The organism is Stieleria varia (genome assembly GCF_038443385.1).
Classification (GTDB): domain Bacteria; phylum Planctomycetota; class Planctomycetia; order Pirellulales; family Pirellulaceae; genus Stieleria; species Stieleria varia.
Genome location: NZ_CP151726.1, coordinates 9,139,368 through 9,161,095, shown reverse-complemented (window position 1 = coordinate 9,161,095; position 21,728 = coordinate 9,139,368). Strand labels below are relative to the sequence as shown.

The window sequence follows — 21,728 nt, the reverse complement described above, 5'->3', positions numbered from 1 at the left end:
ATCTGCACGCCCGCGAAGGCCATCGTGGCCGTAACTGCTATTAAGACTGACGACTACGAAGCATATTGCTAGCACTACTTTCGACATCATTGCTTCCTTGCTGGTGCAAAAAATCCAGCCTGCTCCTCACTTTGATTTCGTCGACGCTCTGGAGTCACTCTCGCCAGTTTCAAAGGGAGACAGCACCCCGTGAAGCGACGGCAATCCTGAATGACCCGCACAATCGCCAAATTCCCAGAGCCGCACTTCAACGAACCAAGGTGCGTCAAGACGCCACCAAACTGCACGACGCATCGTTGCTCGACCGCGATCTTGCAGCAACATCAAAGCGGTGTCACTCTTCGGACTCTGCTAGCCGGTAGCCAACGCCTTGTTCGGTGATGATCAACCGGGGGCGAGCGGGTTCGGCTTCGAGTTTCTTTCGCAAGTTGGCCACGAAGACGCGGAGATAGTGACTTTCGTGTGTGCTGTGTGGTCCCCAAATTTCTTTCAACAGATTGCGGTGTGTCATCACTCGGCCGGCGTTTCGAGCTAGTAACGCTAAAAGATTGAACTCCTTTTTGGTCAACCGTACTTCGTCGTCATCGAGGAATACACGTCGCGAATCCAATTCGACACGCAACCGCCCATGACGGTAGATCTGCGATTGGGTTTCCGAGCTGCTTGATGTCTTTGTGTGGTGCCGAATCGCGACTCGCAGGCGAGCAAGTAATTCTCCGACTCCAAAGGGTTTGGTCAGGTAGTCATCAGCACCCGCATCGAGCGCGGCAATCTTCTCTCGTTCTTGGTCGTGTGCGGAAACGACAATGATTGGAACAGTCGACCACTCTCGTATCTCGACAATCAATGACTTGCCATCGCCGTCGGGCAATCCCAAATCGAGAACAATCAAGTCCGGAGGTTCCTGGGTAATCATTCGTAATCCACCCTGAATCGTATCCGCTTCGGCCACGCGATAGCCTTCGGCTCTGAGACTCGCTCGCAGAAACTTTCGGATCGGTGCTTCGTCTTCGATCACTGCGATCAATCGACCATCGGCTAGATTGTCAGTCATTGTTCGGCACCGCTGATTAGCGAGTCTTCGGTGTGTTCTCCTGCAGTCGGTGGCATTTCGTCGGCGACGAGTTCTAGCCGAAAGACGGCACCCCCAGATTCTGCGTTGAAAACCGAAATCTTTCCACCATGAGCATCCATCACCGCTTTGCAAATTGCTAGCCCCAAGCCGACGCCCCGAGAATCCGTGCTGGATTGTTCTCCACGTTGAAACTTTTCAAACACCCTTTGTTCATCCCCTTTTGAAATTCCCGGACCGTGGTCCGCGATTTCCAGAATCGTTCGCTTGCCCTTTTGCCGGCCACGAATTTCGATCTCGGATTCAGCCGGTGAATAGCGACAAGCGTTTTCCAGCAGATTGATAAACACTTGCTCGATCAAAACACTGTCGCAATGCGCCATCAACATCGACGGCTTCAAGTCAATCCGAATGTTCCGCGAACTCAAGCTGTGTTCGAGTCGGCCGAGGGCTGATCCTAGCAATTCCTCCACGGGAAACCACTCTTTCGAGACCTCGACGTGTCCTGATGAAAGCTGCGTCAAACGCAATAGGTTCTCAACCAGACGAGACAGCCGTGCGGACTCGTCGTGGATCGTTTCAAGCAGTTCGTGCTGTGTCGCAGTGTCTAGTTTTGAATTGGCATGCAGTATACTGCTGGACGCGCCGCAGATAACCGCTAATGGAGTTCGCAAGTCGTGTGAAAGAGACGTCAGCAACGTGCTGCGAAGTTGTTCCTTTTCAACCGCCGACGTCGCCTCTTGGCTTTCGATGGCCAGCCGATCTCGTTCCAATGCTAATGCCAACTGCGAAGCGTAAGCTTCCAGAACGCGTCTGGATTCGGGGATGAACAACGGCTCCACATCTTCGGCTTGAATCGCTAAAACTCCCATCGCTCCCGCGGGCGAGAGCAGAGGTAGGTACGTAGCTTGGGACGCGGCGAGCGTTTCGGTACCTCGCCCGGCAATCATCTCGTGCTCAAATGCCCATCGAGCAACGGCCAGCTCTGATGGGTCTGCTGCAAACGAAGCTTCACGATGAAAAACGGGCCTCAACGTTCCGTCGTCCGGCAGCAACACGATTGCCTGCAACTGAAAGAGTTCGGAAATCGCTCGTTCGGCTTCCGACGCAAGAAACTGTTGTCCGCTGATTCCTGAAAGCTTTCGCCCCAATTGGTAGAGAGCTTCGGTCTGGCGAGTGTTCCGCTGCGTTTGCCAAAGTGTCTCGCGCAATCGGCGCGTCAAGGCGGTCACGATCAGGCCAACAACCGCCATCACAGCGAACGTCACAAGATACTGCGCATCATCGACCACGACGGTGTAGTACGGGGTGGTAAAGAAGACGTCGAACAGCAGAACAGCACCCATCGAGGCAACAAACGCGTGCCAGCGTCGATACCGTAGCGCCACGCAAACGACACCGAGCAGGAATGCCATCACGATATTAGCTTCCGAGGCACCTAGCCGATCCAACAGCCAAGCCAAGCTGGTGGCCAAGCACAGAATGCCAACCGTGCCGAGCCATCCAAACAGTTTCGATTGCGTCGACGCCGATGGGGCTCGAGTTTCGGGGTCGTTGCCTACCATCGAATCGCCAGTCGCCTTACCGCGAATCACATAGATATCGACTTCCCCACTGTCCTGAATCAAGCGATCCGTGATCGACGCACGCTGACGAAACCAACGGCGAGAAGCGTCCGACTTGCCGATCACAATCTTGGTGACGTTTTTTCGCTTAGCCAGGGACAATGTTTCCGCTACCAGATCGTCGCCAGCCAGCGTGACCGTCTCGGCTCCCAGTCGCTCGGCCAACCGCAGGTGGTTCACCAAGCGGTTGCGTGCCTCGGACGGTAGTTGTTGTGTCGATGCGTTTTCGATGTGCACCGCAACAAGTTCGGCTTGAATAGCATTGGCTAATCGTTTCGCCGAGCGTATGACGGAGGCGGACGAAGGACTTGGACCGACGCACACCAACAGCGTCTCGCCCGTCGGCCAGACATCGTTGCCTCCGTGTCCGTGACGCGCTGTTTCCACATCGGCGTGAACGCGTTCGGTCACACGTCTTAAAGCAAGTTCTCGGAGAGCGAACAGGTTCTCTTTGCGAAAAAAACGCTCCAGTGCCCGTTCGACCTGCGCCGGCACATACACCTTGCCTTCTTTCAGCCGAGCGAGCAGTTCTTCTGGTGCAATGTCGATGATCGTTAATTCATCTGCTCGTCGGAAGACATCGTCTGGGACGGTTTCACGGACGACGATTCCGCTGATTTTGGCGACGATGTCATTCAGCGATTCAACGTGTTGGACATTGCACGTTGAATAAACGTCGATACCGGCTTGCAGCAGTTCCTCGACATCTTGCCACCGTTTGGAGTGCACCGATTGCGGCGCATTGGTATGAGCCAGTTCATCGACCAAGATGATCTCCGGCTCGCGCGATAGTGCGGCGTCGAGATTGAACTCTTGCAGCAGTGCTCCGCGATGGTTGACTTGGCGTAGTGGCAATTGCTCGAGGCCTTCGAGCGACGCCTCCGTTTCCCGTCTCCCGTGCGGTTCCACGTATCCAACGACCACCTCGTGTCCATCAGACTTAAGACGCTGGGCTTCTTGCAGCATCGCGTACGTTTTCCCCACACCCGCCGCATAGCCGAAGAAAATCTTCAACCGGCCTCGTCGCTTGGCCGCCAAACCGTCGTCGCCTTCGGTTTGCAGTCGCGCCAACATTTGTTCGGGAGTGGGGCGATTGTCTTGCATCCGCCTATTCCTTATCCGCAATCGCTTGATCGAGCGCAATGTTCAGCGTCAAAACATTGACGATCGGTTCGCCGCCAAGGACCACCAAAGCTCGGCCATTCAAGTTGTCTTGAATGAGCGATTCTACAACGGACAAAGGCAAACCTCGGCTCGCGGCCACTCGGTCGGCCTGCAATTTCGCTGATGCCAACGAAATATGGGGATCCAAGCCCGAACCAGATGCCGCTACCAAGTCCGCAGGTACCTTCTGCCCACTCTTCAGATTCAGCTTCGCGATGCCACCTGCAGCTCTCTGGGTCAGCGCCGGGTTGGTCGGCGATAAGTTGCTGCCTCCTGTTGCACTGGCATCGTAATCGACTGCTGAGGGACGTGGCCAAAAGTAGCCCGGGCGAGTGAACGATTGAGCAATCAAACGTGATCCAATGACTTCACCCGTCTCGTTGCGGATCAGACTTCCTTGCCGTGATTCCGGTGCGGCGACCATCGCAAAACCCAAGATGACCGCCGGGTAGATCACTGAGCAAATGACGAGGCTCGAGACGGTCAGTCTCAAAGATGAAAAGAAGTTGTTCATCGTTCTATCCTATCAGTGTTGGTTGGTGAGTGGGACTCGGGGATGATCCGGATTCATCAGCCGTTTGGGCGTTAGCCCCGGTTATCCTGCTTCATCAGGGTAGCGCCCAAACGGTTGATACAAGCAGACGGAGTGATATGTCGGAATCTGATCAAGCCAGACCTGTGGCAACCAAGAGGAAATCGATTGCCTTGATGCCCACGAATGGCACGATGAGACCTCCGAGACCGTAGATCAGTAGATTGCGTCGCAGCAAATCCGCTGCTCCCATGGCCCGGTAAGGAACGCCACGAATCGCAATTGGGATCAAGCACGGAATGACAATCGCGTTGAAGATGACCGCCGAGAGGATGGCACTGCGTGGAGTCGCGAGTCCCATCACGTTCAAAACAGCAAGTTGGGGCAGCGCCACCATGAAGATCGCGGGGATGATCGCAAAGTACTTGGCGACGTCATTGGCAATACTGAATGTCGTCAACGCACCACGCGTCATCAGCATCTGTTTGCCGACCGAAACAATGTCGATCAACTTTGTGGGGTTCGAATCCAAGTCGACCATGTTCCCCGCTTCTTTTGCCGCCTGCGTTCCCGTGTTCATCGCCACCGCCACGTCGGCTTGTGCCAGCGCCGGCGCATCGTTGGTGCCGTCACCCGTCATCGCGACCAAGCGACCATCTTGTTGGTACTTGCGAATCAACTCCAGTTTGGCCTCGGGAGTTGCTTCTGCGAGGAAGTCATCAACGCCCGCTTCGGCTGCGATCGCTGCTGCGGTTTGGGGATTGTCTCCAGTGATCATGACAGTTTTGATACCCATCTTGCGAAGCTCACCGAATCGTTCCTTGATCCCTCCTTTGACAACATCTTTCAGATAGATCGAACCGAGTACGCGTTCGTTCTCGCAAACCACCAACGGTGTCCCTCCTTCGCTGGCAATCTGCTGGACGTCGCGTGCGACCTGCTCGGGAAACTCACCACCTTGATCCTCCACGTGCTTGCGAATGGCGTCAGTCGCACCCTTGCGTATCTGTCGACCGTTCACGTTCACTCCGCTCATCCGTGTTCGTGCTGTAAACGGCACGAACTCGGCTTGCGATTCCTCCAATTCACGCCCCCGTAGTCCAAACTCACGCTTGGCCAAGACGACGATGCTACGGCCTTCCGCTGTTTCGTCCGACAAGGAAGACATCTGAGCGGCATCGGCGAGTGCCGCAGCGTCAACGCCCGGAGCAGGTCGGAATTCGGCCGCTTGGCGATTGCCGAGTGTGATCGTCCCGGTCTTGTCCAACAACAGCACGTCGACATCACCGGCAGCCTCGACGGCTTTACCTGACATGGCCATCACGTTGGCCTGTCCGAGGCGAGCCATGCCAGCGATTCCAATCGCCGCCAGCAGGGCACCAATCGTTGTCGGTATCAGACAGATGAGCAGTGCGACCATGGTTGGCACATCGATCGTCACATCGAAATAGCGGGCAATCGGGTAAAGCGTCGAGCAGACCAGCAAAAACACCAGAGTGAACCCTGCGAGCACGATTGTAAGGGCGATTTCGTTCGGCGATTTCTTACGCTGCGCGCCTTCGACCATCGCGATCATGCGGTCAAGAAAGCTTTCGCCTGGCTTGGCCGTGACCCGAATGACCAGCCAGTCCGAAATGACTCGCGTGCCACCGGTCACCGCGGAACGATCTCCACCGCTTTCGCGAATCACTGGGGCGCTTTCGCCCGTCACCGCACTTTCGTCCACGCTGGCAACGCCTTCGATCACTTCCCCGTCCGCTGGGATCGTTTCGCCGATCCGCACCACCACTAGATCACCAACGGTCAATTCAGAAGAAGGAATTTGGCGACCGAGTTTCTCACCTGGTTTGGCAACCAAGGTCGCCATGACGTCGGTTTTGGCACTCCGCAAAGAGTCCGCCTGCGCGCGACCACGTGCTTCCGCGACGGACTCTGCGAAGTTACCAAACCAAACCGTTAGCCATAGCCAGACGGTGATTGCCAAGAAATATTCAAAGCCAGCGGTGTCATTAGCGGCCGCTGCAATGGTTGCCAGCGTTGTCAGGGCAGCTCCCAGTTCCGTGACCATCATGACTGGATTGCGCATCATCGTGACAGGATTCATCATCGTGACCGCCCGGCCGACCGCCGGAATCAGCAGTTTTGGATTGAGCAGAGTGACTGCGTCCCTGCGTTTCTTCGCAGGGCTCGTACAGTGAGGTTGTGCTGTAGTACTCATTGTTAGTTCGTTTGAAAGAAGTTGAAGTAACGGTGGTGTCGACTCTTCGTCGACAAGCATCCCAGCGTCAGCCAACGGCCGACGCCACTTTGTGCATGCCCTACACTGCCGTGAGAAACTCAGCGATCGGTCCCAGCACGGCGATCGGCAGAAACAACAGGGCTCCAACGATCAGAACAGTTCCCATGAGAACGACACCAAACGTCGGCGTATCCACGCGAAAGGTTCCTGAGGATTCAGGAGTCGCTCGCTTGGCAGCCATCGAGCCGACGATCGCCAGCGGAGCAATGATCGGGATAAAACGGCCCAGCAACATCACAACGCCAGTCGCGACATTCCAAGGCACCGTGTTGTCGCCCAAACCTTCAAAGCCAGACCCGTTATTGGCCGCCGCCGAACTGAATTCATAGATGATCTCGCTCAGACCATGACTGCCGGGATTATTTAGAGCGGCCAGTCCCCATGAGCTCGACGCAAAGATCGCGGCTCCGCCCAAGATGAAGAAAGGGTGCGCCAACAACGCCAGGATCGCCAACTTCATCTCGCGGGCTTCGACCTTGCGTCCCAAGTACTCCGGCGTTCGTCCGACCATCATCCCCGCTAAAAAGACCGCGGTGATCACGTACAAGAACATGTTGATCAGCCCCACGCCGACACCACCAAAGATTACGTTCAACCACATCCCTGCCATCGGAAACAAACCGGTCAACGGATTGAGGCTATCGTGCATCGCGTTAACACTCCCGTTGCTGGTGGATGTCGTGGACACAGCCCATAACGCGCCTGCGGTCGTGCCGAACCGCAGTTCCTTCCCTTCCAGGTTCATGTCCGCTTCAACGGGAAGCCGAGCAAACGCTTGCGTCGGCTGACTTTCGAGCATCGCCGCGGAGCCTACAAAGACTGTGTAGATAACCAGCATCACGGCAAACACAACTGCGGCATGCTTGATTCGATTCGTGATCCAGCCAAACATCCAAACCGTCGCCATGGGAATCAAGATGATTGCCATGTTGGTCAGCACGTTGGTAAAGAAACTCGGATTCTCCAGCGGGTGCGTTGAGTTGGGACCGAAGAATCCTCCGCCATTGGTGCCCAGTTGTTTGATCGTCACAAAGGCGGCCACTGGCCCGCGGGCAATTGTCTGGGTTGCACCTTCCAGTGTCGTTGCCACCGCAGCACCCTCTAGCGTCATCGGCGTGCCGAACAACACCAGCAAACTTGCCAGCACAAACGCCAACGGCAGCAAGATCAATCCGGTCGCTCGCCACACGTCTTGATAAAAATTGCCCAAGTTGGTTCGACCCGAAAGCCCACGACAGAGCGCCGTCACCGCAGCCAATCCGGTTGCCGCACTGACGAACTGCAACCACATCAGTGCCCCAAGCTGGGACAGGTAGCTCATCGAAACTTCACCCGAATAGTGCTGCAAATTCGTGTTGCTGGTAAAGCTGGCTGCGGTATTGAAAGCAAGGCTCGCTTCCAGCCCTTCTTTACCGTCGGGATTCAGAGGCAACCATTGTTGAGTTGTAAGGATCGTGAACACAACCACGAACATAAACACGTTGAACACGAGCATCGAAACGCAGTATTCCTTCCATGTTTGACCTTTGGAAGCAGCATTTCCTAACACACCAACAGCGAGTGAATCAAAGCGATTCGGTGGTGACGACGAGCCCATTGAGTCCATGGCCCAACGCATGTAGCGACTCAGCGGCCATGAAAGCGCAATCGTAGCCCCGATGATGATCAACGGAATGGAGAGTCCTAGCATTGTTTTCCCTTTGACTTAGAATCGCTCCGGCCACAGGATGACGAATCCCAGATAGCCGAATGCAAAGACGGTGGCAGCGATGACGCAGATGTTCAGCAACATTTCCATGGTTTAGTCCTTAAAGTCGCTCGCAAAGAATCGCAAAACCAAACAAGCTGGCGAACGTTACGATCCCCAACGCAAACATGATGAACCACTTGTTCCTTTCATCGGATAAGTCTAGGAATGCCCGTATTAAGTGGGGCTCAAGACTCTCGACGAACACATCAAGAAGGTGTCAAGATCGCGAGCAAGACGTGGTAAGCGAGGCGGGGGCTCCGCCAAAGGGGGCGATGGCATTGAATGAGCAGCGAGGCTGAAATGGCGTTGCCCCCACCCTGTTCGCCTCGAAATTGGCCCTGGAGCATGGAGTCGAGCAGTCGTTTGCTCGTGGCATAGCATGTCAATCCGCTCGTCAGCTTTTTATTCGTTGCAACAAATGTCGTCTTGACGAACGAGAATGCTTTGAGCAGAATCCGCGGAATGGAAAGTACAGTCAAAGCCGCGGACGCGAGTGCCATACCGTTCGATTCACTCTCGCAAAAAGTCTTTCTGGACCTGTGGAAGACGTACGACATCTTGAGGGGCATTGAAAACGAATGCCTTGCGGACTTTGGAATATCGGCTCAACAGTACAACGTACTGCGGATTCTCGAGTCGAACCTCCCGGCCCCAGTCCCGACGATGGAGCTAAGCAGGCAAATGATTTCAAAGGCGCCCGACATCACGCGGATGCTCGATCGTCTTGAGTCGCGGAAGTGGGTCCGGCGGACTCGACCTCGGGCCAACCGCCGTATTGTGGAAGCGTCGATCACTCCGCAAGGTCTCAAGTTGGTGAACGAGATGCATGACGCGATTCTCCAAATGCACCAGCGGCAAGTGGGGCATCTTAAGAAGCGAGAAAAAGAGCAACTGATTGATTTGCTGAAGATGGTGAGAAAGCCCCATCGGAGCGCCAGCGAGGGATGGCTATCGTGAGCGCGACGGCAGATGCACCCAGTCCAAATGCGACCAGTCCAACGGTCGTAGTACGAATGCTGGTTTCCTTGCGACGCATGATGCCATTTTTGATTTGGCTGGCAGGTTTCTATTTTGTTTGGTCGCTGATCGTGATCATGGGCGGGCACTGGAGCACCGTCATTTCACACTGGCCGATCGCGTTGGCGATGTCATTCGGTTCTTATGTTGCTGGGTCGACGCCGATGGGAGGCGGGACGGTAGGGTTTCCAGTACTTGTACTGATCTTTGAAATGCCCGGTTCGCTAGGCCGAAATTTCGGGTTGGCGGTGCAGTCGATCGGCATGGTCTCGGCCAGCATCTACATTCTCAACGCCCGTCGACCGTTGCACTGGCGATTGTTGGGGGCTTCGATGCTTGGCTCCTTGATCGGAACACCGATCGGAGTCGCCTTGATCGCCCCGTTCATTCCCGACCTGTGGGTGAAGCTGTTGTTCGGCGTGGTGTGGGCAAGCTTTGGGATCATGCACTTGGTCAAGCTCAAGGAGTTGATTGCTGCCGAAGGGATAACGCAGCACTGGCGTCGGTTTGACTTGCCGATTGGCTTGAGCATTGGGTTGGCCGGCGGCATTGTGGCGTCGATTACCGGAGTCGGTATCGACATGCTCGTTTACGCCACACTCGTGCTCCTGTATCGAGCTGACTTGAAAATCTCGATCCCGACTTCCGTTTGCCTGATGGCTTTCACTTCGGTGATCGGAATCATGTTCAATTTGCTGTTGGGAACAATTCGACCAGACATCTATCGCGTTGAACCCGAGGTATTTGCGAACTGGTTGGCCGCTGCACCGGTCGTCGCACTGGGCGCGCCGCTTGGAGCCGTTGTCGTGGAGCTGATCTCTCGCAAGCCAACGTTGCTGATCGTATCCTCGCTATGCATTGGCCAATTCGTCTGGACCCTCATTCACGAGCGGGTCTCCAGCCTGACGCTGATGGCCGCATTCTTGGCGGTCGTATTGTGCAATGGAATCTTCCACGTGCTTTACTCACTCGGGCATCGTCCGGAAGCCTACGATGACGAACGGTAATCGCTGATAGTCCTCCAAGCACAATTCCCAAGAGCCAGATCGGCTCGCCATCGCCTCCGTGCGTGTTTTGGAGGCAACAGCGTCCAAGCAGCAACCCGATGCTCAGCCAATACGGAGATAAACTGATCCGGCGAGGGTCGCATTGAGCCTGGCCGACCAACTCAAAAGAACACGCAAAACTTGCGATTCAATTTACAAGAGACCGTCCGTGGACAGGGGCGATAGGGAATTTGGTTGAATGGGTGTTTATGCATCAAGTTTGGATTTGTAATTGGCCTTGGCCCCACCTGAATAATACGGTTCAATCATTGGGTTTTGTGGCAATCGATCCGTGCAATTCGTTTGCGAAGGTTCTTTCTGTGACCCGAACAGTTCGTCAATCCCGTTCTGCGACCAGGAGCCCACCTCGACGATTTCGTAGGCGGGGCTTTCTGTCCTCTCGTCAGCCACGTGGTTTAGCTCCAGCCGAAACGTTTGTGCTGTCGTTTCTAGCGTTGATCATGTTCGGAGCGGCTGTTTTGCGATTTGTCCCCGGCTTGTACGTGGATGAAGGTCTCAATTGGACCGATGCGATTTTTACGTCCACCAGCGCCGTTTGTGTCACAGGCCTCATTGTTGTCGATACCGCAACGTATTTCACGCCGATGGGGCAAGCGTTCATTCTGCTACTGATCCAACTCGGCGGACTGGGGATGCTTGTTCTGACCAGCGTCATCATATCTGCTTTGGGTGGGCGACCCTCGTTGAGCACTGAGAATCTTGCCGTTGGTGCGAGACATATGCTGCCTCAAGTGACCGCAAGAAGACTCATATTCGATGTTGTCCGATTCACATTCTTCTTTGAGGCGGCTGGAGCGATCATGCTCTACGTCATATGGGGACCGCAACTCGGGTGGACGGATTCACTTTGGCCAGCGATTTTCCATTCCGTGAGCGCCTTCTGCAACGCCGGGTTCTCGACGAACTCGGCTTCGTTGATGGGCTTTCAACATTCCCCTGCGACGATCGTTGTCGTCTCAGGTTTGGTCATCGCTGGCGGCCTGGGATTTATCTCGATGGAAGAACTTCACCAGCGGTTCATTCGCAGGAATAAAGCGGTGCGTCGCTTGTCAGTCCACACCAAGCTTGTTCTGGTGGTCAGTAGCCTGCTGCTGTTTGGTTGTTGGCCGATATTTGCGGTATTTGAATGGACCGGCGTTTTGTCAGAGATGTCGATGGTGGATAAATTGACGAACTCTTTTTTTCTAAGTGTGACGCCACGCACCGCCGGTTTCAACACGATTGATTATGGAGCGGCATCTGACAGCACAAACTTCCTTACCATCATTTTGATGATGATCGGCGGCTCTCCGGGATCGACTGCGGGCGGCATGAAAACGACGACCTTTGCTTTGCTCGGGCTATTGGCATGGTCTCGGCTTCGCTCCCACTCGACGGCAAGTTTTGCTGATCGCTCAATTCCTTCTGAGACCATTCAGCGAGCGACGGGTTTGTTTGTGATCGCGATTGGAATCGTCGTTGTTGGCGTGTTTCTGCTTGCCTCCATCGGTGATGCCTATGGCGCAAGTGAGCCGTTTATTGTTCGATTCTTTGAAGTTGCGAGTGCGTTCAATACGGTCGGGCTTTCCATGGGCGTTACCTCGGAGCTATCCACGCCATCTCGTTGGGTCGTCATTTTTCTTATGTTTGCCGGGCGAACCGGTCCGCTGTCGATTGCGGCAGCTCTTGTCATTCGTCTCACCGCAGGTGGCCGCTATCGCCTTGCCTACGAAGATGTCGTTGTCGGTTAAGCCCTACTGAAGAGTTGGAGAATCGCATGAAACGCTTTGTCGTTGTTGGTCTGGGGAACTTTGGATTCACGGTCGCCAGATCGTTGTCCGAGAACGGGCATGATGTCATTGCCATCGATCTCGATGGTGAGGTGATCGACCGTTTGGCGACGTTTGTCACACGAGCGGCAGTGGGTGATGCCAGAGATGTGGAGACACTTCGTCGCGTCGGTGCGACCGATGCCGACGCAGCGATCATCTCAACAGGTGATGATATTTCGTCAAGCATCTTGGCAACGATGGCTCTGCACGATGCGAACGTTAGAGACATTTTTGTCAAGGTCGTGTCCAATGACCACGCTCGTGTGATGCAGAGGATCGGCGTCACCGACATCGTTTTTCCTGAGCAGGACACGGCCAAAGCGCTCTCCGCACGCATCAGTGGTTCGGCGCTGTTGAACTACGTCAAACTAGGGTCCGGTTTCAGCGTCCAGGAAATGGGAGTTCCGAGCAGTTGGTATGGCAAATCGATTCGTGAACTTCAGTTGCGACAAAACTACGACATTTCCATTGTCGCCTTGCACGATGTCCTGACTGACAGAATGACTGCGACCCCGGACCCAGATTATTTGCTGAAAGACTCCGACACACTCCTCGTCGCTGGCGACGATGCGGCACTCAAGAAAGCAGCAAGCGTGAAATGACACGTTGGAATCAGTGGCAGACACCGTCATCTTTCAAAGGTCTGGCGAGTAAAGGAACCTCCTCGTGCTGCTGAAGATCGTCGCTCCAAACGTCAACTCTTCCGTCCCGCACGGCCCCATTGGGCCACGACGTCAATGCGAAAGCACCCGTGTGACTGACCCAACGAAAGCAATTTGCTTGGCTACAGAAAACATGTTCCGACACTATCGTGTTCGTTGTAGCTGAAAACGTTTGCCTGAAAGAGCTTCTTTGGCGAATCGGCCCCAATAGGGAGTTGGTGTGTAACTCCAATCGGAGATCATGATGGGTGTGGCACGGGGATGCAGACACCAGCCGGTCCAATGAAGTCGATGCTTTTGGATGAAACCGAGCATGTCCGGCACCCAGGTGTAAGGATCTTCTTGATCATCGGCGGGGATGAAGTCCATCTTCTTGATGTCCGCCCCGACTTCACCCAAGAAGATCGGATGCATTTTTGCCGTGGCCAACATCCGTTCTTCCCAGTCCGTGTGCCAATTGTAGGTGTGCCACGAATACATGATGCCGTTGCCTGTCTTGTCGTCCAATGCATAGCCTTGCGTGATGCCTCGTAAGTCGTTGCACCAGAAGATACCTCCGGCAATGATGATGTTTTTCGCACCAGTAGAACGCACCGCGTCGACCAACCCTTGCATTCCAACAGACTCAAATGATCGATTCTTCTGTTTCTCTTCGTCGCTGAGAAACGCCGACTCATCTGCTGCTTTGGGAGTCGCGATTGAGCCACCGTTTCGCCATTGTTCCCAAGTGACGTCATGGGGTTCGTTAAAGATATCGAACAGAACGGCAGGATGATCCTTGTATGCCGCTGCAAAGTCTTTCCAAAAGTCAGCATGTTCCGGTTTCGGGGCACGAAAGCGATGCAAGTCAATCACGATGTACGCACTGCGGTTGGCCGCAAGCGTGATGATCTGATCGAGCGTCTGACGGTACTCTTTGCCACCATCTTTCTGATAGGGGCTCCGTCCATACCAGAAGGCTTCGTTCATCGGAACACGGACACAGTTTGCTTTCCAGTCGTCGATCGCGACGACAACAGACTTGATCGCTTGCTTGTCCTGCGGCAGAGTCTCAAGCCCTCCGGCGTTCACTCCCTGTAACCACACTTCGCGACCGTCGGGATCGTGCAGTCGGTTGCCGACCACCTTCAGAATGGGTGGCCACTTCGCTCGATCCGGTTCTTCCATTGGCACCACGCGTGCCAAGGCTTCGGCTTCGCGTTGTTTTACAGCGGCGAGCAGAGGTGCCGGATCGATCGGTTTGAGTGTCACATCATCCAGGTCAAACGTTCCCGATTCGACTTGAAACAGGCAGGGCATCAACACCAACGTCAGCGCGTCGTCGGGGACCAGGAATCGCGTCTTTTTCTCGACCCAACCACTGGTATCCTTTTGCGTGTAAGGCGGAGACGGCTTTCCGGAGAGTTTCTTGCCGTCGATGCCCGAGAATTCCAGCATCACTCTCGCGTCAAACCACGGTGATGTTCCCTTTTTGAGTCCTGTGACTCGTTGCCGATAGGTCAGCTCCAGTGCCGAGGTGCCCTCAGGTAAGTCGATTGTTCGGTACAGCATCACCATCGCGCCAGGGGCCGGTGATTGCATGCGTAGGAAATGATTGTCCCCTTCTGTTTCCCAGCTTCCACCTTCCTTGAGACGCCCCCAACCGTCTGGCCAGCCGTCGGCTTTGGAATCAGCTTCAAAATCACCATTGGAAATCAGTGTTCCATCGGACGCGAGTTGCCTGGCAGCCTTGCTGCGTCGCGACGCCGCTGCAGCGTCATATTTTGCTTGTCGCTCTGCCGTCGCCTTCTGCACCGACTCACGAAGCGGGACGGGATCGATAGGACGCAATGAGATATCGTCCAAATCAAAAACACCTGACTTGACCTGAAACAGTGACGGCATGAGTTTCAGCGTCGTTGCGTCTTGAGGCACCAGGAAGGTGATCCGTTTTTGGACCCAACCGTCGCTATCCTTTCGTGCGGCTGGGGCGTTCGGGGTCGGAGTGTCAGGAGTCGAAGCAATCTTCTCCCTCGCTGCGTTCATGAATTCCAGCATGATGCGAGCATCGAACCAGGATTGTGTTCCCAGTTTCAGTCCCGACACACGTTGCCGCCAAGACATCTCTATCGCCTTGACATCATCCGGAATTGGAATCTCCTGATACAGCATGACCATCTTGCCCGCTTCGGGGCTTGTTAGCCGAACAAAGTGATTGTTCTGCTCGACGCGCCAGGTGCCGTCGTCCACTTTCCCCCATCCATCCGGCCAGCGATCCGCATCCTCATCCGCCTCAAATCCGACGTTGGGCGCAAGTTGCCCCTGCGGCTCCGCGGCGATTGTGGCAACCGTACAGAGCAAAAACGTCAACAAAGTGACCGTCGGGCGTAGTCGACTCATAGCGATAGAGATTTTCATAAAAGATGACTTTCTGTCGGCTTCATTCTCTGATGCAGAATCAAGCGGGAGGATCCGATTCCACGGCGTGATATGGGAATTCGTTGACCGGATCGGCGGGGCCTTTCCAGACGCTTGCTCCGTTGGTGCAGACGTACATCGTGTCAGGATCGTCCTTCGATATCCACACGCGATGGATGTTCATGAACGGAAACTGCTTGAAGGCTTCGCAGTCTTTGCCGCCGTTTCTGGAAAGCCAAAGGCCTGAGTGTTCACGGATGAGACCACCGATTTCACCCTCCAACAAGATGTAAATCCAGTCCGGTTGCGTCGGATGAATGTAGACGCTGAAGTGACGGTACTCGCCCGATATTCCATTGAGCTCCAGTCGACGCCACGTGTCGTCAACGACGCTCCATTGATAGACACCCGACTCCTCGGGCGGAACCACATTGCCGTCCAATCGATTGACGTTCTTGAGTGGTTCACTGACCGCGAGGTAGACTCGATTGCTGTCGTCGGAATCAACGGCCATGTCTCGCGGCCACCGGAATGGTGGACTCACGGATTGACCAATCTGCTGCCAGTCTGCTGAGTTTGGAGCACGCCGATAGACTCCCACGCCTTGATTGCGACTGTCGAAGTCGATGGAATCGCCAATCTTTGCCGTACATGCAGTGATCAAGGCAAAGAGCGTTCCGTCATGGTGTGCTGTCACTCGCCAGAATCGTCGATTCGGAAACGCGTCAAAGTGATCCGAAATCCGTTCCCACTGAAAATCGTTAGCGAGTTCATCTTTGGCACGATAGATCCCGTCCTCAAAGACCGTCGCATAAATGGCGGCTTCGGACTGCGAATACGAAACCGAAGTGACGGACTTGGTTGTGCTGCCGTCGCCCGGCAACTGATGGTAGGTCCAGGTCCAGCCATCTTCGCTGAACCCGACGCGGCCGATCGAATCCTTGACGGTTCCCAAGTTCGGGTCGTCGATCAAACCGGGCTGATGATACAGAATCAGATTGCCGTTCGGTATGTCGTGCACCGACGCGAAAGCGCCCCACATACGAGTATGCTTTCCAGCCGTAGGATTTGGCTTGGGGTCGTAAGCGATTTCGTAAACGGTGTTTTGCCAAAAACTGTCCTCTCCCGCCAATTCATACTTCCCCCACGTCCATGATTGGCCCGCATCCGTCGACGTCGCGTAGTTGCAGTCGGTGTAGGCGATGAAGTGACGATTGGAATCATGTGGATCAATGTGGTAGTGCCATACGGCGGTGACGACCAATCCATTGCAGATCCATCCGCTCTCCGGGCCGGCGTTTTCCGGCACCCCATTCTTTACGAGCGACGAGTCGGTGCTGAGCCAGTTGTCTGGCTGGCCAGGTTGCTTGACATAGCTGCGTGTACCGACCCAAACCACGACGTCCGTCTGGTCGGGCGACACAGCAGCGTCATTGGCTGGCTCTTCACTCACAAACGGTTTGGGGCTGCCAAGCTGTGACTGCAGCAGTGCCGTCTTTTGAACCGTCGCCCAATTGTTGCTGACGTTGTAGGGCACCACCGTCGTTCCGTCATGAGACGGAAAGGGGAAAAAGGTGCGATCCCAAGTCAATCCCGCGTTCGTCGAACGATACAGAGTGGAATGCACTCCTTCATCCAAATCCATGGGATCGAAGCCCGTGTTGGCCGCAACGACATAAACCAGTTCGGGCATTTCGTCGGACGTAAGAACTTGATGAAACTGAATCAGCCGGCACCCATCTTCGCTGTTTGTTGGTCGTCTGTTCTCCAATTTCTCAAGCCGTTTCCACGGCCCATCTTCGTGCCACAGGTAAACCCCACCGTCGATTGTGCGATTCTCGTGTTCAAAACTCTTCACCGTGCAATACAGTCGCAGCTCTCCGTTGGGGCTGGATGAGCCGGCAAAGGAGCGAATCAGCGGCTCGTGCGTTTCGGTTTCTGGCAGTCCTTCAATCGAAAACTCGCCCCAGGTGGCTCCTCGGTCCTCGGAGACAAGGATCTTTTTCTGTGTCGCCGCAAAAATGACCTTGCCCTCACTGGCAGCGCGGCGGTCGAAGTAAAACGCTAATGGAAAGCCGAGCGTTTCGTGAAAGATGGCCGCCGTCGCGGTGGGATCTGGCCAACTCGCAACGAACTGCCAAGTTGCCCCGCCGTCGATGGAGCGATTGATCTTGTTAACGCTCTTGTTCAGCTCGATGTTGCTGCATCTCGCCTTTTGGTCGACAAGGTTGTATCCAAAAAACTCAGAGTCGTCTGATGCTCCCACGAGCAGAAGTGATGAGTCCTCTGAATGGACAAAGATTTCACCGTGGAGTCGTAGCTCAAAATTCGTGACGGTGCGTTCGGGTCCGAGGAAATTCCAGTTCCTGCCTCCGTCGTGGGTGACTTTCATCTGCCCGAACGCCGCCCCGGCGTAAATCTGCAGCGGCTTTCCGGGCAACCCGTAGTCCGCCGCAAACGCGGGTTTGACCGCTGCGTTTCCTCTCAGTTGCCGGTAGTGAAACAGTTGCCAAGTCTGACCCAAGTCACGCGAGATATAGACGCCCCCCATATCGCAATTGATAATCAGATGAGGTCTTCGCTCTCCATCGACGCCCGTAACCAGTCGGCTCGCTGCCGGTGTCATCATGCCGCCGAATCCACCCAATCCCAAGGGCTTCCATTTGATTTCTTGAGCCATGCTGGTGGTTCGAATTTACGGGTGCAATGGAATTAAGTGACGTTGCCTAGCTAACGTGTTCATTGCGACAGGCAGTACAGATGCTTTTCGCCGCGAATGAACAATCGGTCTCCGATCGCGATCGGCGATCCGATCACCGGTTCCTGCATGTCGTTTTCTGATAGCAACTTGAGTCCTCCGTCAGCGATCGCAGCGACGAACACCACGCCATCCTCTCGCGGTGCGTAGAGTTTGCCGTCGGCAATCAATGGCGACGCATAAAATTTGTTACGGTGCTTGGGAAATGCGTCACTCCAAATCGTTTCCCCGGTTGCCGGATCAATGCAGTCGACTTCGCCTTTGTCTCGAACAATGATCACGTGTCCCTGATGTACCGCTGGTGTGGGCACGAAGGTGCCGGTGTCGTCGCGGTCCCATGCGTGATTGGTCTCGGTCACGTCTCCGGAACCCGTCAACCGGATTCCGAAGGTGCGAGGGATGCCGCGGTCATTTCGGCCATAGCAAATCACGGCGGTGTCGCCGACGATAACCGGTGTTGCAATCGCCGGCCAAAGTTCATTCTTTTCGGGATTGAAATTGCCGCAGCTCCACACCAACTCGCCATCCGACGCGTTGTGAATCGTCACATGCTCACCGCCCCACACCATCAACGACTCCCGTCCGTTGTGCTCAATCACCAACGGCGTCGTGTAACCGTGGTCGCATTCTCGGGGAACGTCGTAGTTTCGGGCGACTTTCCAAGCAATTTCGCCGGTCGATTTGTCAAACGCGGCGATCCAAGACTCACCGTTGTGCATCCGAGCCATGATGACATGACCCTTGGTAAGAACGGGCGAGGTGCCGTGATCCCAATACAGGGTGTCTTTGCCAAACCGCTCGACTAAATTTGTTTCCCAACGGACGTTGCCCCGATTGTCACCCTTGATGTCGACGACCGCCAATGTGCCACTCTTGAAGTACACGAACACGGCGTCGCCATCGGTCACGGGCGACGCGTTGCTGCCGGAGCCGTTGCGATGTTTGCCGGCGTTCTCAACTCCAAATGTTGTCGTCCACAGCAGCTTGCCGTCCCAGTCGAACGCCAGGAGGGCGTCTTTGCCGTCAACCGGCGCGGTCAAGTATATGACTTGATCATGAACAATCGGCGTCGAGCAACCTTTGCCGGGCAGCTCGGCGATCCACTTCATGTTGGCTTTGCTCAAATCGGCCGGCAGACTGCCCACGTCGGCAGTTCCATTGTCATTCGGTCCGCGCCAGTTGGACCAGTCTGCGTGGAGGTCCGTTGTAAGTAGCGGCAGGTATGCGAAGGTCAGGATCGCAAACTTCAGAAGAGTCGTTGGCATGGTTGAGCTGAATGAGATGGTTAATTGAAAGAGACTGCCTCAGGAAATCGTCCAACGCGTGACGCGATGGTGTGAGGCAGCATAGAAGTTAGAAAAATCATGGTCGAATGCGACGGCATGAATGTGACCGTCCTGTCCGTCTTGATGCGACAACTCACCAGACTCAGCGTCGTAGATGGTTACAAAGCCGTTGTTGTCACCGCCTGCCGTCAGAATCCATTTTCCGTCAGGCGACCACACGATCTGTTCGATCAAACCCTTCTTTTTGTTGTCTTCTCGTTCCAGAGCCTGAGTTCCAGTCGACCACTGGAAAACCTCCAGACGAGCCGGACCATCCAGGTGGTCAATGTTTCCGATCTTGCCAACCCCACCGACCGCCAATCGACGACTGTCCGGCGAGAACGAGAGCGATCGAATGCCACCCGTACTGTGCCGGCGTGCTTTCGGATCCCATGTGTACATGATGGGAGTCTCCAGCTCGCCGACCTTTTCAAAGGAACTCGCATCCCAGATCGCGACGTGACCGATTCGGTCACCGGTTGCGATCCAGCGGCCGTCAGGGGAGGCTGCGACGACATAAAGCATAGACGGATAGTGATGCGGCGTCAGTGCGCTGTGATCACTGAAGCTCGCCAGCATTTCACCTGAGGTGGCATCCCAAACCTTGCATTGCATGTCATCGGCGACTGTGATCAACCGCGACTGATCTGGTGAAGCGACGACACAACGTATCCACTTGTCATGCGCAACGGTTCGACGTGTGGATCGCTTGGACTCGATGTCCCACCAAACGAGACGACGATCGTAGCCACACGAGACCAATGCCTTGCCGACTCGCACGAGTCCCGTCACATAACTTTCGTGACCGTCGCCTTCAAAGGCGACTCGCTGCGGTTTCTCCTCAGAGGTATTGAGTTCGTAAACGTGAAAATCGGAGGAGCCGAACCAGATGCGATCGTTCTGCTGGTCCGTTGCGACGCAAAAAAGGATGTCTCCGAAACGCCAGTCTGAGACCTTTTTGAGAGTATCGGGAGTCATGCGAGCACCTCGCGACAGGGTGTGCTGCCGAAGTCACTTAGCGGAACCGGTCGGCTACCGACCATGTATTCTTTGTCGTGCTCTATTCCCAACGCGGCAAAGATAGTTGCAAACAAATCGCCAGCGTTCATCTCACCTTCAACAACACTTTGCCCATCCTCATCGGTCTTGCCGTGAACGACTCCTCCGCGGATGCCGCAACCACTCAACGTACAACTCCACGCGTTGGCAAAGTGGTCTCGTCCGAGGCTACCATTGATCTGCGGGGTTCGACCGAACTCACCAAGAGTGATGACGAGAGTTTTCTCCAACAGACCGCGTTGTTTCAAGTCGTCCAGCAACGCACTCATGCACTGATCGAGATCGGCACACAGTTCTTGATGTGTTTCAAAATTCTGGCCGTGGCTGTCCCACCATGCTCGGGCAACCTTGACGAACGGAACCCCCGCCTCGACCAACCGACGGGCGATCAAACACTGCTGTCCAAATTGGGTGGGGCCGTAATGATCTCGCATCGACTGGGGCTCTTTGTCGATATCAAACAGGTAATCACATGCCATCAACCCGTGAACACGCTCGTAAGCGTTCTCGTGGCTATGGACCGATGGATTCTTTAGATCGCGAACAAACCGCTTGGCCAAAAAGTCCCGTAGAGCCGCGCGGTCTTGATGGTCGACTTGGCTGATCGCATCGTGACGCCCGATATTCTCCGGCATCATCTTCTCCGTCAAGAACATCGGGTTGTAGCGAGCGCCGAGGAAACCGGCAGAGCCTTGCCGTCGACCTTCCGTTGACGTGTACATCGAAACATAGTCTGGAACTCGGCTATCGATCTGGCCCAATTCATGCGAGATGATGGCACCAAGATGCGGGAAACGGACACCTGGCTCCCCGACGCGGCCTCGATCCATCAACTCATAGGCTTGTCCATGGTCTCCGATCTTGGTGTTCAATGATCGAATGATGGCTGTCTCGTCCAGCCGGGTGCTCATCTTGGGCAACAGCTCCGAGATTTCGACACCAGGTATACAGGTTTGAATCTTGGAAAACGGTCCTCCGGTCAGCCGTCCCGGCTTGGGATCCCAGGTTTCCAACTGGCTCGCTCCACCAGCCAGCCAGAGCAAGATCACACTTTTTTCGCCACGAGCCAACTCACTGGCGAATGATGGTTGAGACAACGCGTCAATCGCCGCCATGTTTGACACGACGGCTGTCGCTCCCGCGGCACGCAACAAGGCGCGGCGGTTGATCATTTGGTTCATAACATCATC

Annotated in this window: 15 protein-coding genes; 4 read left to right on the top strand and 11 right to left on the bottom strand. The window is 55.0% G+C overall.

The genetic code is table 11. The annotated features are described in order from the left end of the window. Window positions 1-334: 334 nt before the first annotated feature. The 6 genes from Pla52nx_RS30970 to Pla52nx_RS30945 form a co-directional block, all read right to left on the bottom strand. Window positions 335-1,054: a response regulator gene (locus Pla52nx_RS30970; protein WP_146519379.1), complete on the bottom strand. Its 720-nt coding sequence runs from the start codon at window positions 1,052-1,054 to the stop codon at window positions 335-337. Next, complete coding sequence (locus Pla52nx_RS30965) at window positions 1,051-3,801, bottom strand: sensor histidine kinase (protein WP_146519380.1); 2,751 nt, start codon at window positions 3,799-3,801, stop codon at window positions 1,051-1,053. The genes Pla52nx_RS30970 and Pla52nx_RS30965 overlap by 4 nt, the downstream gene beginning before the upstream one ends. Window positions 3,802-3,805: 4 nt before the next feature. Beyond that, window positions 3,806-4,375, bottom strand: coding sequence for a potassium-transporting ATPase subunit KdpC (kdpC, locus tag Pla52nx_RS30960; RefSeq protein ID WP_146519381.1), 570 nt, complete (start codon window positions 4,373-4,375; stop codon window positions 3,806-3,808). Window positions 4,376-4,526: 151 nt separating this feature from the next. After that, the gene (gene kdpB / locus Pla52nx_RS30955) at window positions 4,527-6,611 is read right to left on the bottom strand and encodes a potassium-transporting ATPase subunit KdpB (RefSeq protein WP_146519382.1); all 2,085 of its coding nucleotides are present in this window, start codon (window positions 6,609-6,611) and stop codon (window positions 4,527-4,529) included. 100 nt (window positions 6,612-6,711) lie between these two features. Then, a complete protein-coding gene (gene kdpA / locus Pla52nx_RS30950; protein WP_146519383.1) occupies window positions 6,712-8,382 on the bottom strand; it encodes a potassium-transporting ATPase subunit KdpA in 1,671 nt (556 codons plus the stop codon). Window positions 8,383-8,397: 15 nt separating this feature from the next. Beyond that, complete coding sequence (locus tag Pla52nx_RS30945; protein WP_146519384.1) at window positions 8,398-8,490, bottom strand: potassium-transporting ATPase subunit F; 93 nt, start codon at window positions 8,488-8,490, stop codon at window positions 8,398-8,400. Between the two features lie 414 nt (window positions 8,491-8,904). Between Pla52nx_RS30945 and Pla52nx_RS30940 the strand changes: the two genes are divergently transcribed. The 4 genes from Pla52nx_RS30940 (at window position 8,905) to Pla52nx_RS30925 (ending at window position 12,939) form a co-directional block, all read left to right on the top strand. Next, the gene (locus Pla52nx_RS30940; RefSeq protein ID WP_146519385.1) at window positions 8,905-9,399 is read left to right on the top strand and encodes a MarR family winged helix-turn-helix transcriptional regulator; all 495 of its coding nucleotides are present in this window, start codon (window positions 8,905-8,907) and stop codon (window positions 9,397-9,399) included. Further along, window positions 9,396-10,466, top strand: a complete 1,071-nt coding sequence (locus tag Pla52nx_RS30935) for a sulfite exporter TauE/SafE family protein (RefSeq protein ID WP_231741870.1) — start codon at window positions 9,396-9,398, stop codon at window positions 10,464-10,466. The genes Pla52nx_RS30940 and Pla52nx_RS30935 overlap by 4 nt, the downstream gene beginning before the upstream one ends. Before the next feature lie 248 nt (window positions 10,467-10,714). Next, window positions 10,715-12,256 carry a TrkH family potassium uptake protein gene (locus Pla52nx_RS30930; protein ID WP_342190298.1) on the top strand — a complete coding sequence of 514 codons (1,542 nt, stop codon included), beginning with the start codon at window positions 10,715-10,717 and terminating at the stop codon, window positions 12,254-12,256. Between the two features lie 26 nt (window positions 12,257-12,282). Then, window positions 12,283-12,939: a potassium channel family protein gene (locus Pla52nx_RS30925; protein ID WP_146519386.1), complete on the top strand. Its 657-nt coding sequence runs from the start codon at window positions 12,283-12,285 to the stop codon at window positions 12,937-12,939. Between the two features lie 204 nt (window positions 12,940-13,143). On the opposite strand, the gene Pla52nx_RS30920 is transcribed toward Pla52nx_RS30925, so the two are convergent. Genes Pla52nx_RS30920 through Pla52nx_RS30900 form a run of 5 tightly spaced genes read right to left on the bottom strand, consistent with a single transcriptional unit; the run spans window position 13,144 to window position 21,719 of the window. Beyond that, complete coding sequence (locus tag Pla52nx_RS30920; protein ID WP_197454453.1) at window positions 13,144-15,378, bottom strand: glycoside hydrolase family 5 protein; 2,235 nt, start codon at window positions 15,376-15,378, stop codon at window positions 13,144-13,146. Window positions 15,379-15,436: 58 nt separating this feature from the next. Further along, window positions 15,437-18,076 (bottom strand): WD40/YVTN/BNR-like repeat-containing protein, encoded by a 2,640-nt coding sequence (locus Pla52nx_RS30915; protein WP_146519388.1) that lies wholly within the window; start codon window positions 18,074-18,076, stop codon window positions 15,437-15,439. A 59-nt stretch (window positions 18,077-18,135) separates the two neighbouring features. Further along, window positions 18,136-19,419, bottom strand: a complete 1,284-nt coding sequence (locus Pla52nx_RS30910) for a PQQ-binding-like beta-propeller repeat protein (protein ID WP_146519389.1) — start codon at window positions 19,417-19,419, stop codon at window positions 18,136-18,138. Window positions 19,420-19,458: 39 nt separating this feature from the next. After that, window positions 19,459-20,457: a WD40 repeat domain-containing protein gene (locus tag Pla52nx_RS30905; protein WP_146519390.1), complete on the bottom strand. Its 999-nt coding sequence runs from the start codon at window positions 20,455-20,457 to the stop codon at window positions 19,459-19,461. Then, window positions 20,454-21,719: a DUF1501 domain-containing protein gene (locus tag Pla52nx_RS30900; protein WP_146519391.1), complete on the bottom strand. Its 1,266-nt coding sequence runs from the start codon at window positions 21,717-21,719 to the stop codon at window positions 20,454-20,456. The genes Pla52nx_RS30905 and Pla52nx_RS30900 overlap by 4 nt, the downstream gene beginning before the upstream one ends. Window positions 21,720-21,728 lie beyond the last annotated feature (9 nt).

Excerpts from the sequence above, each read along its gene's own strand:
- Pla52nx_RS30965 (WP_146519380.1), bottom strand. The coding sequence starts at position 3,801 with ATGCAAGACAATCGCCCCACTCCCGAACAAATGTTGGCGCGACTGCAA.
- Pla52nx_RS30900 (WP_146519391.1), bottom strand. The coding sequence starts at position 21,719 with ATGAACCAAATGATCAACCGCCGCGCCTTGTTGCGTGCCGCGGGAGCG.
- Pla52nx_RS30940 (WP_146519385.1), top strand. The coding sequence starts at position 8,905 with ATGGAAAGTACAGTCAAAGCCGCGGACGCGAGTGCCATACCGTTCGAT.
- Pla52nx_RS30905 (WP_146519390.1), bottom strand. The coding sequence starts at position 20,457 with ATGACTCCCGATACTCTCAAAAAGGTCTCAGACTGGCGTTTCGGAGAC.
- Pla52nx_RS30970 (WP_146519379.1), bottom strand. The coding sequence starts at position 1,054 with ATGACTGACAATCTAGCCGATGGTCGATTGATCGCAGTGATCGAAGAC.
- Pla52nx_RS30945 (WP_146519384.1), bottom strand. The coding sequence starts at position 8,490 with ATGGAAATGTTGCTGAACATCTGCGTCATCGCTGCCACCGTCTTTGCA.
- Pla52nx_RS30915 (WP_146519388.1), bottom strand. The coding sequence starts at position 18,076 with ATGGCTCAAGAAATCAAATGGAAGCCCTTGGGATTGGGTGGATTCGGC.
- Pla52nx_RS30910 (WP_146519389.1), bottom strand. The coding sequence starts at position 19,419 with ATGCCAACGACTCTTCTGAAGTTTGCGATCCTGACCTTCGCATACCTG.
- kdpC (WP_146519381.1), bottom strand. The coding sequence starts at position 4,375 with ATGAACAACTTCTTTTCATCTTTGAGACTGACCGTCTCGAGCCTCGTC.
- Pla52nx_RS30930 (WP_342190298.1), top strand. The coding sequence starts at position 10,715 with ATGCATCAAGTTTGGATTTGTAATTGGCCTTGGCCCCACCTGAATAAT.
- kdpB (WP_146519382.1), bottom strand. The coding sequence starts at position 6,611 with ATGAGTACTACAGCACAACCTCACTGTACGAGCCCTGCGAAGAAACGC.
- kdpA (WP_146519383.1), bottom strand. The coding sequence starts at position 8,382 with ATGCTAGGACTCTCCATTCCGTTGATCATCATCGGGGCTACGATTGCG.
- Pla52nx_RS30920 (WP_197454453.1), bottom strand. The coding sequence starts at position 15,378 with ATGAGTCGACTACGCCCGACGGTCACTTTGTTGACGTTTTTGCTCTGT.
- Pla52nx_RS30925 (WP_146519386.1), top strand. The coding sequence starts at position 12,283 with ATGAAACGCTTTGTCGTTGTTGGTCTGGGGAACTTTGGATTCACGGTC.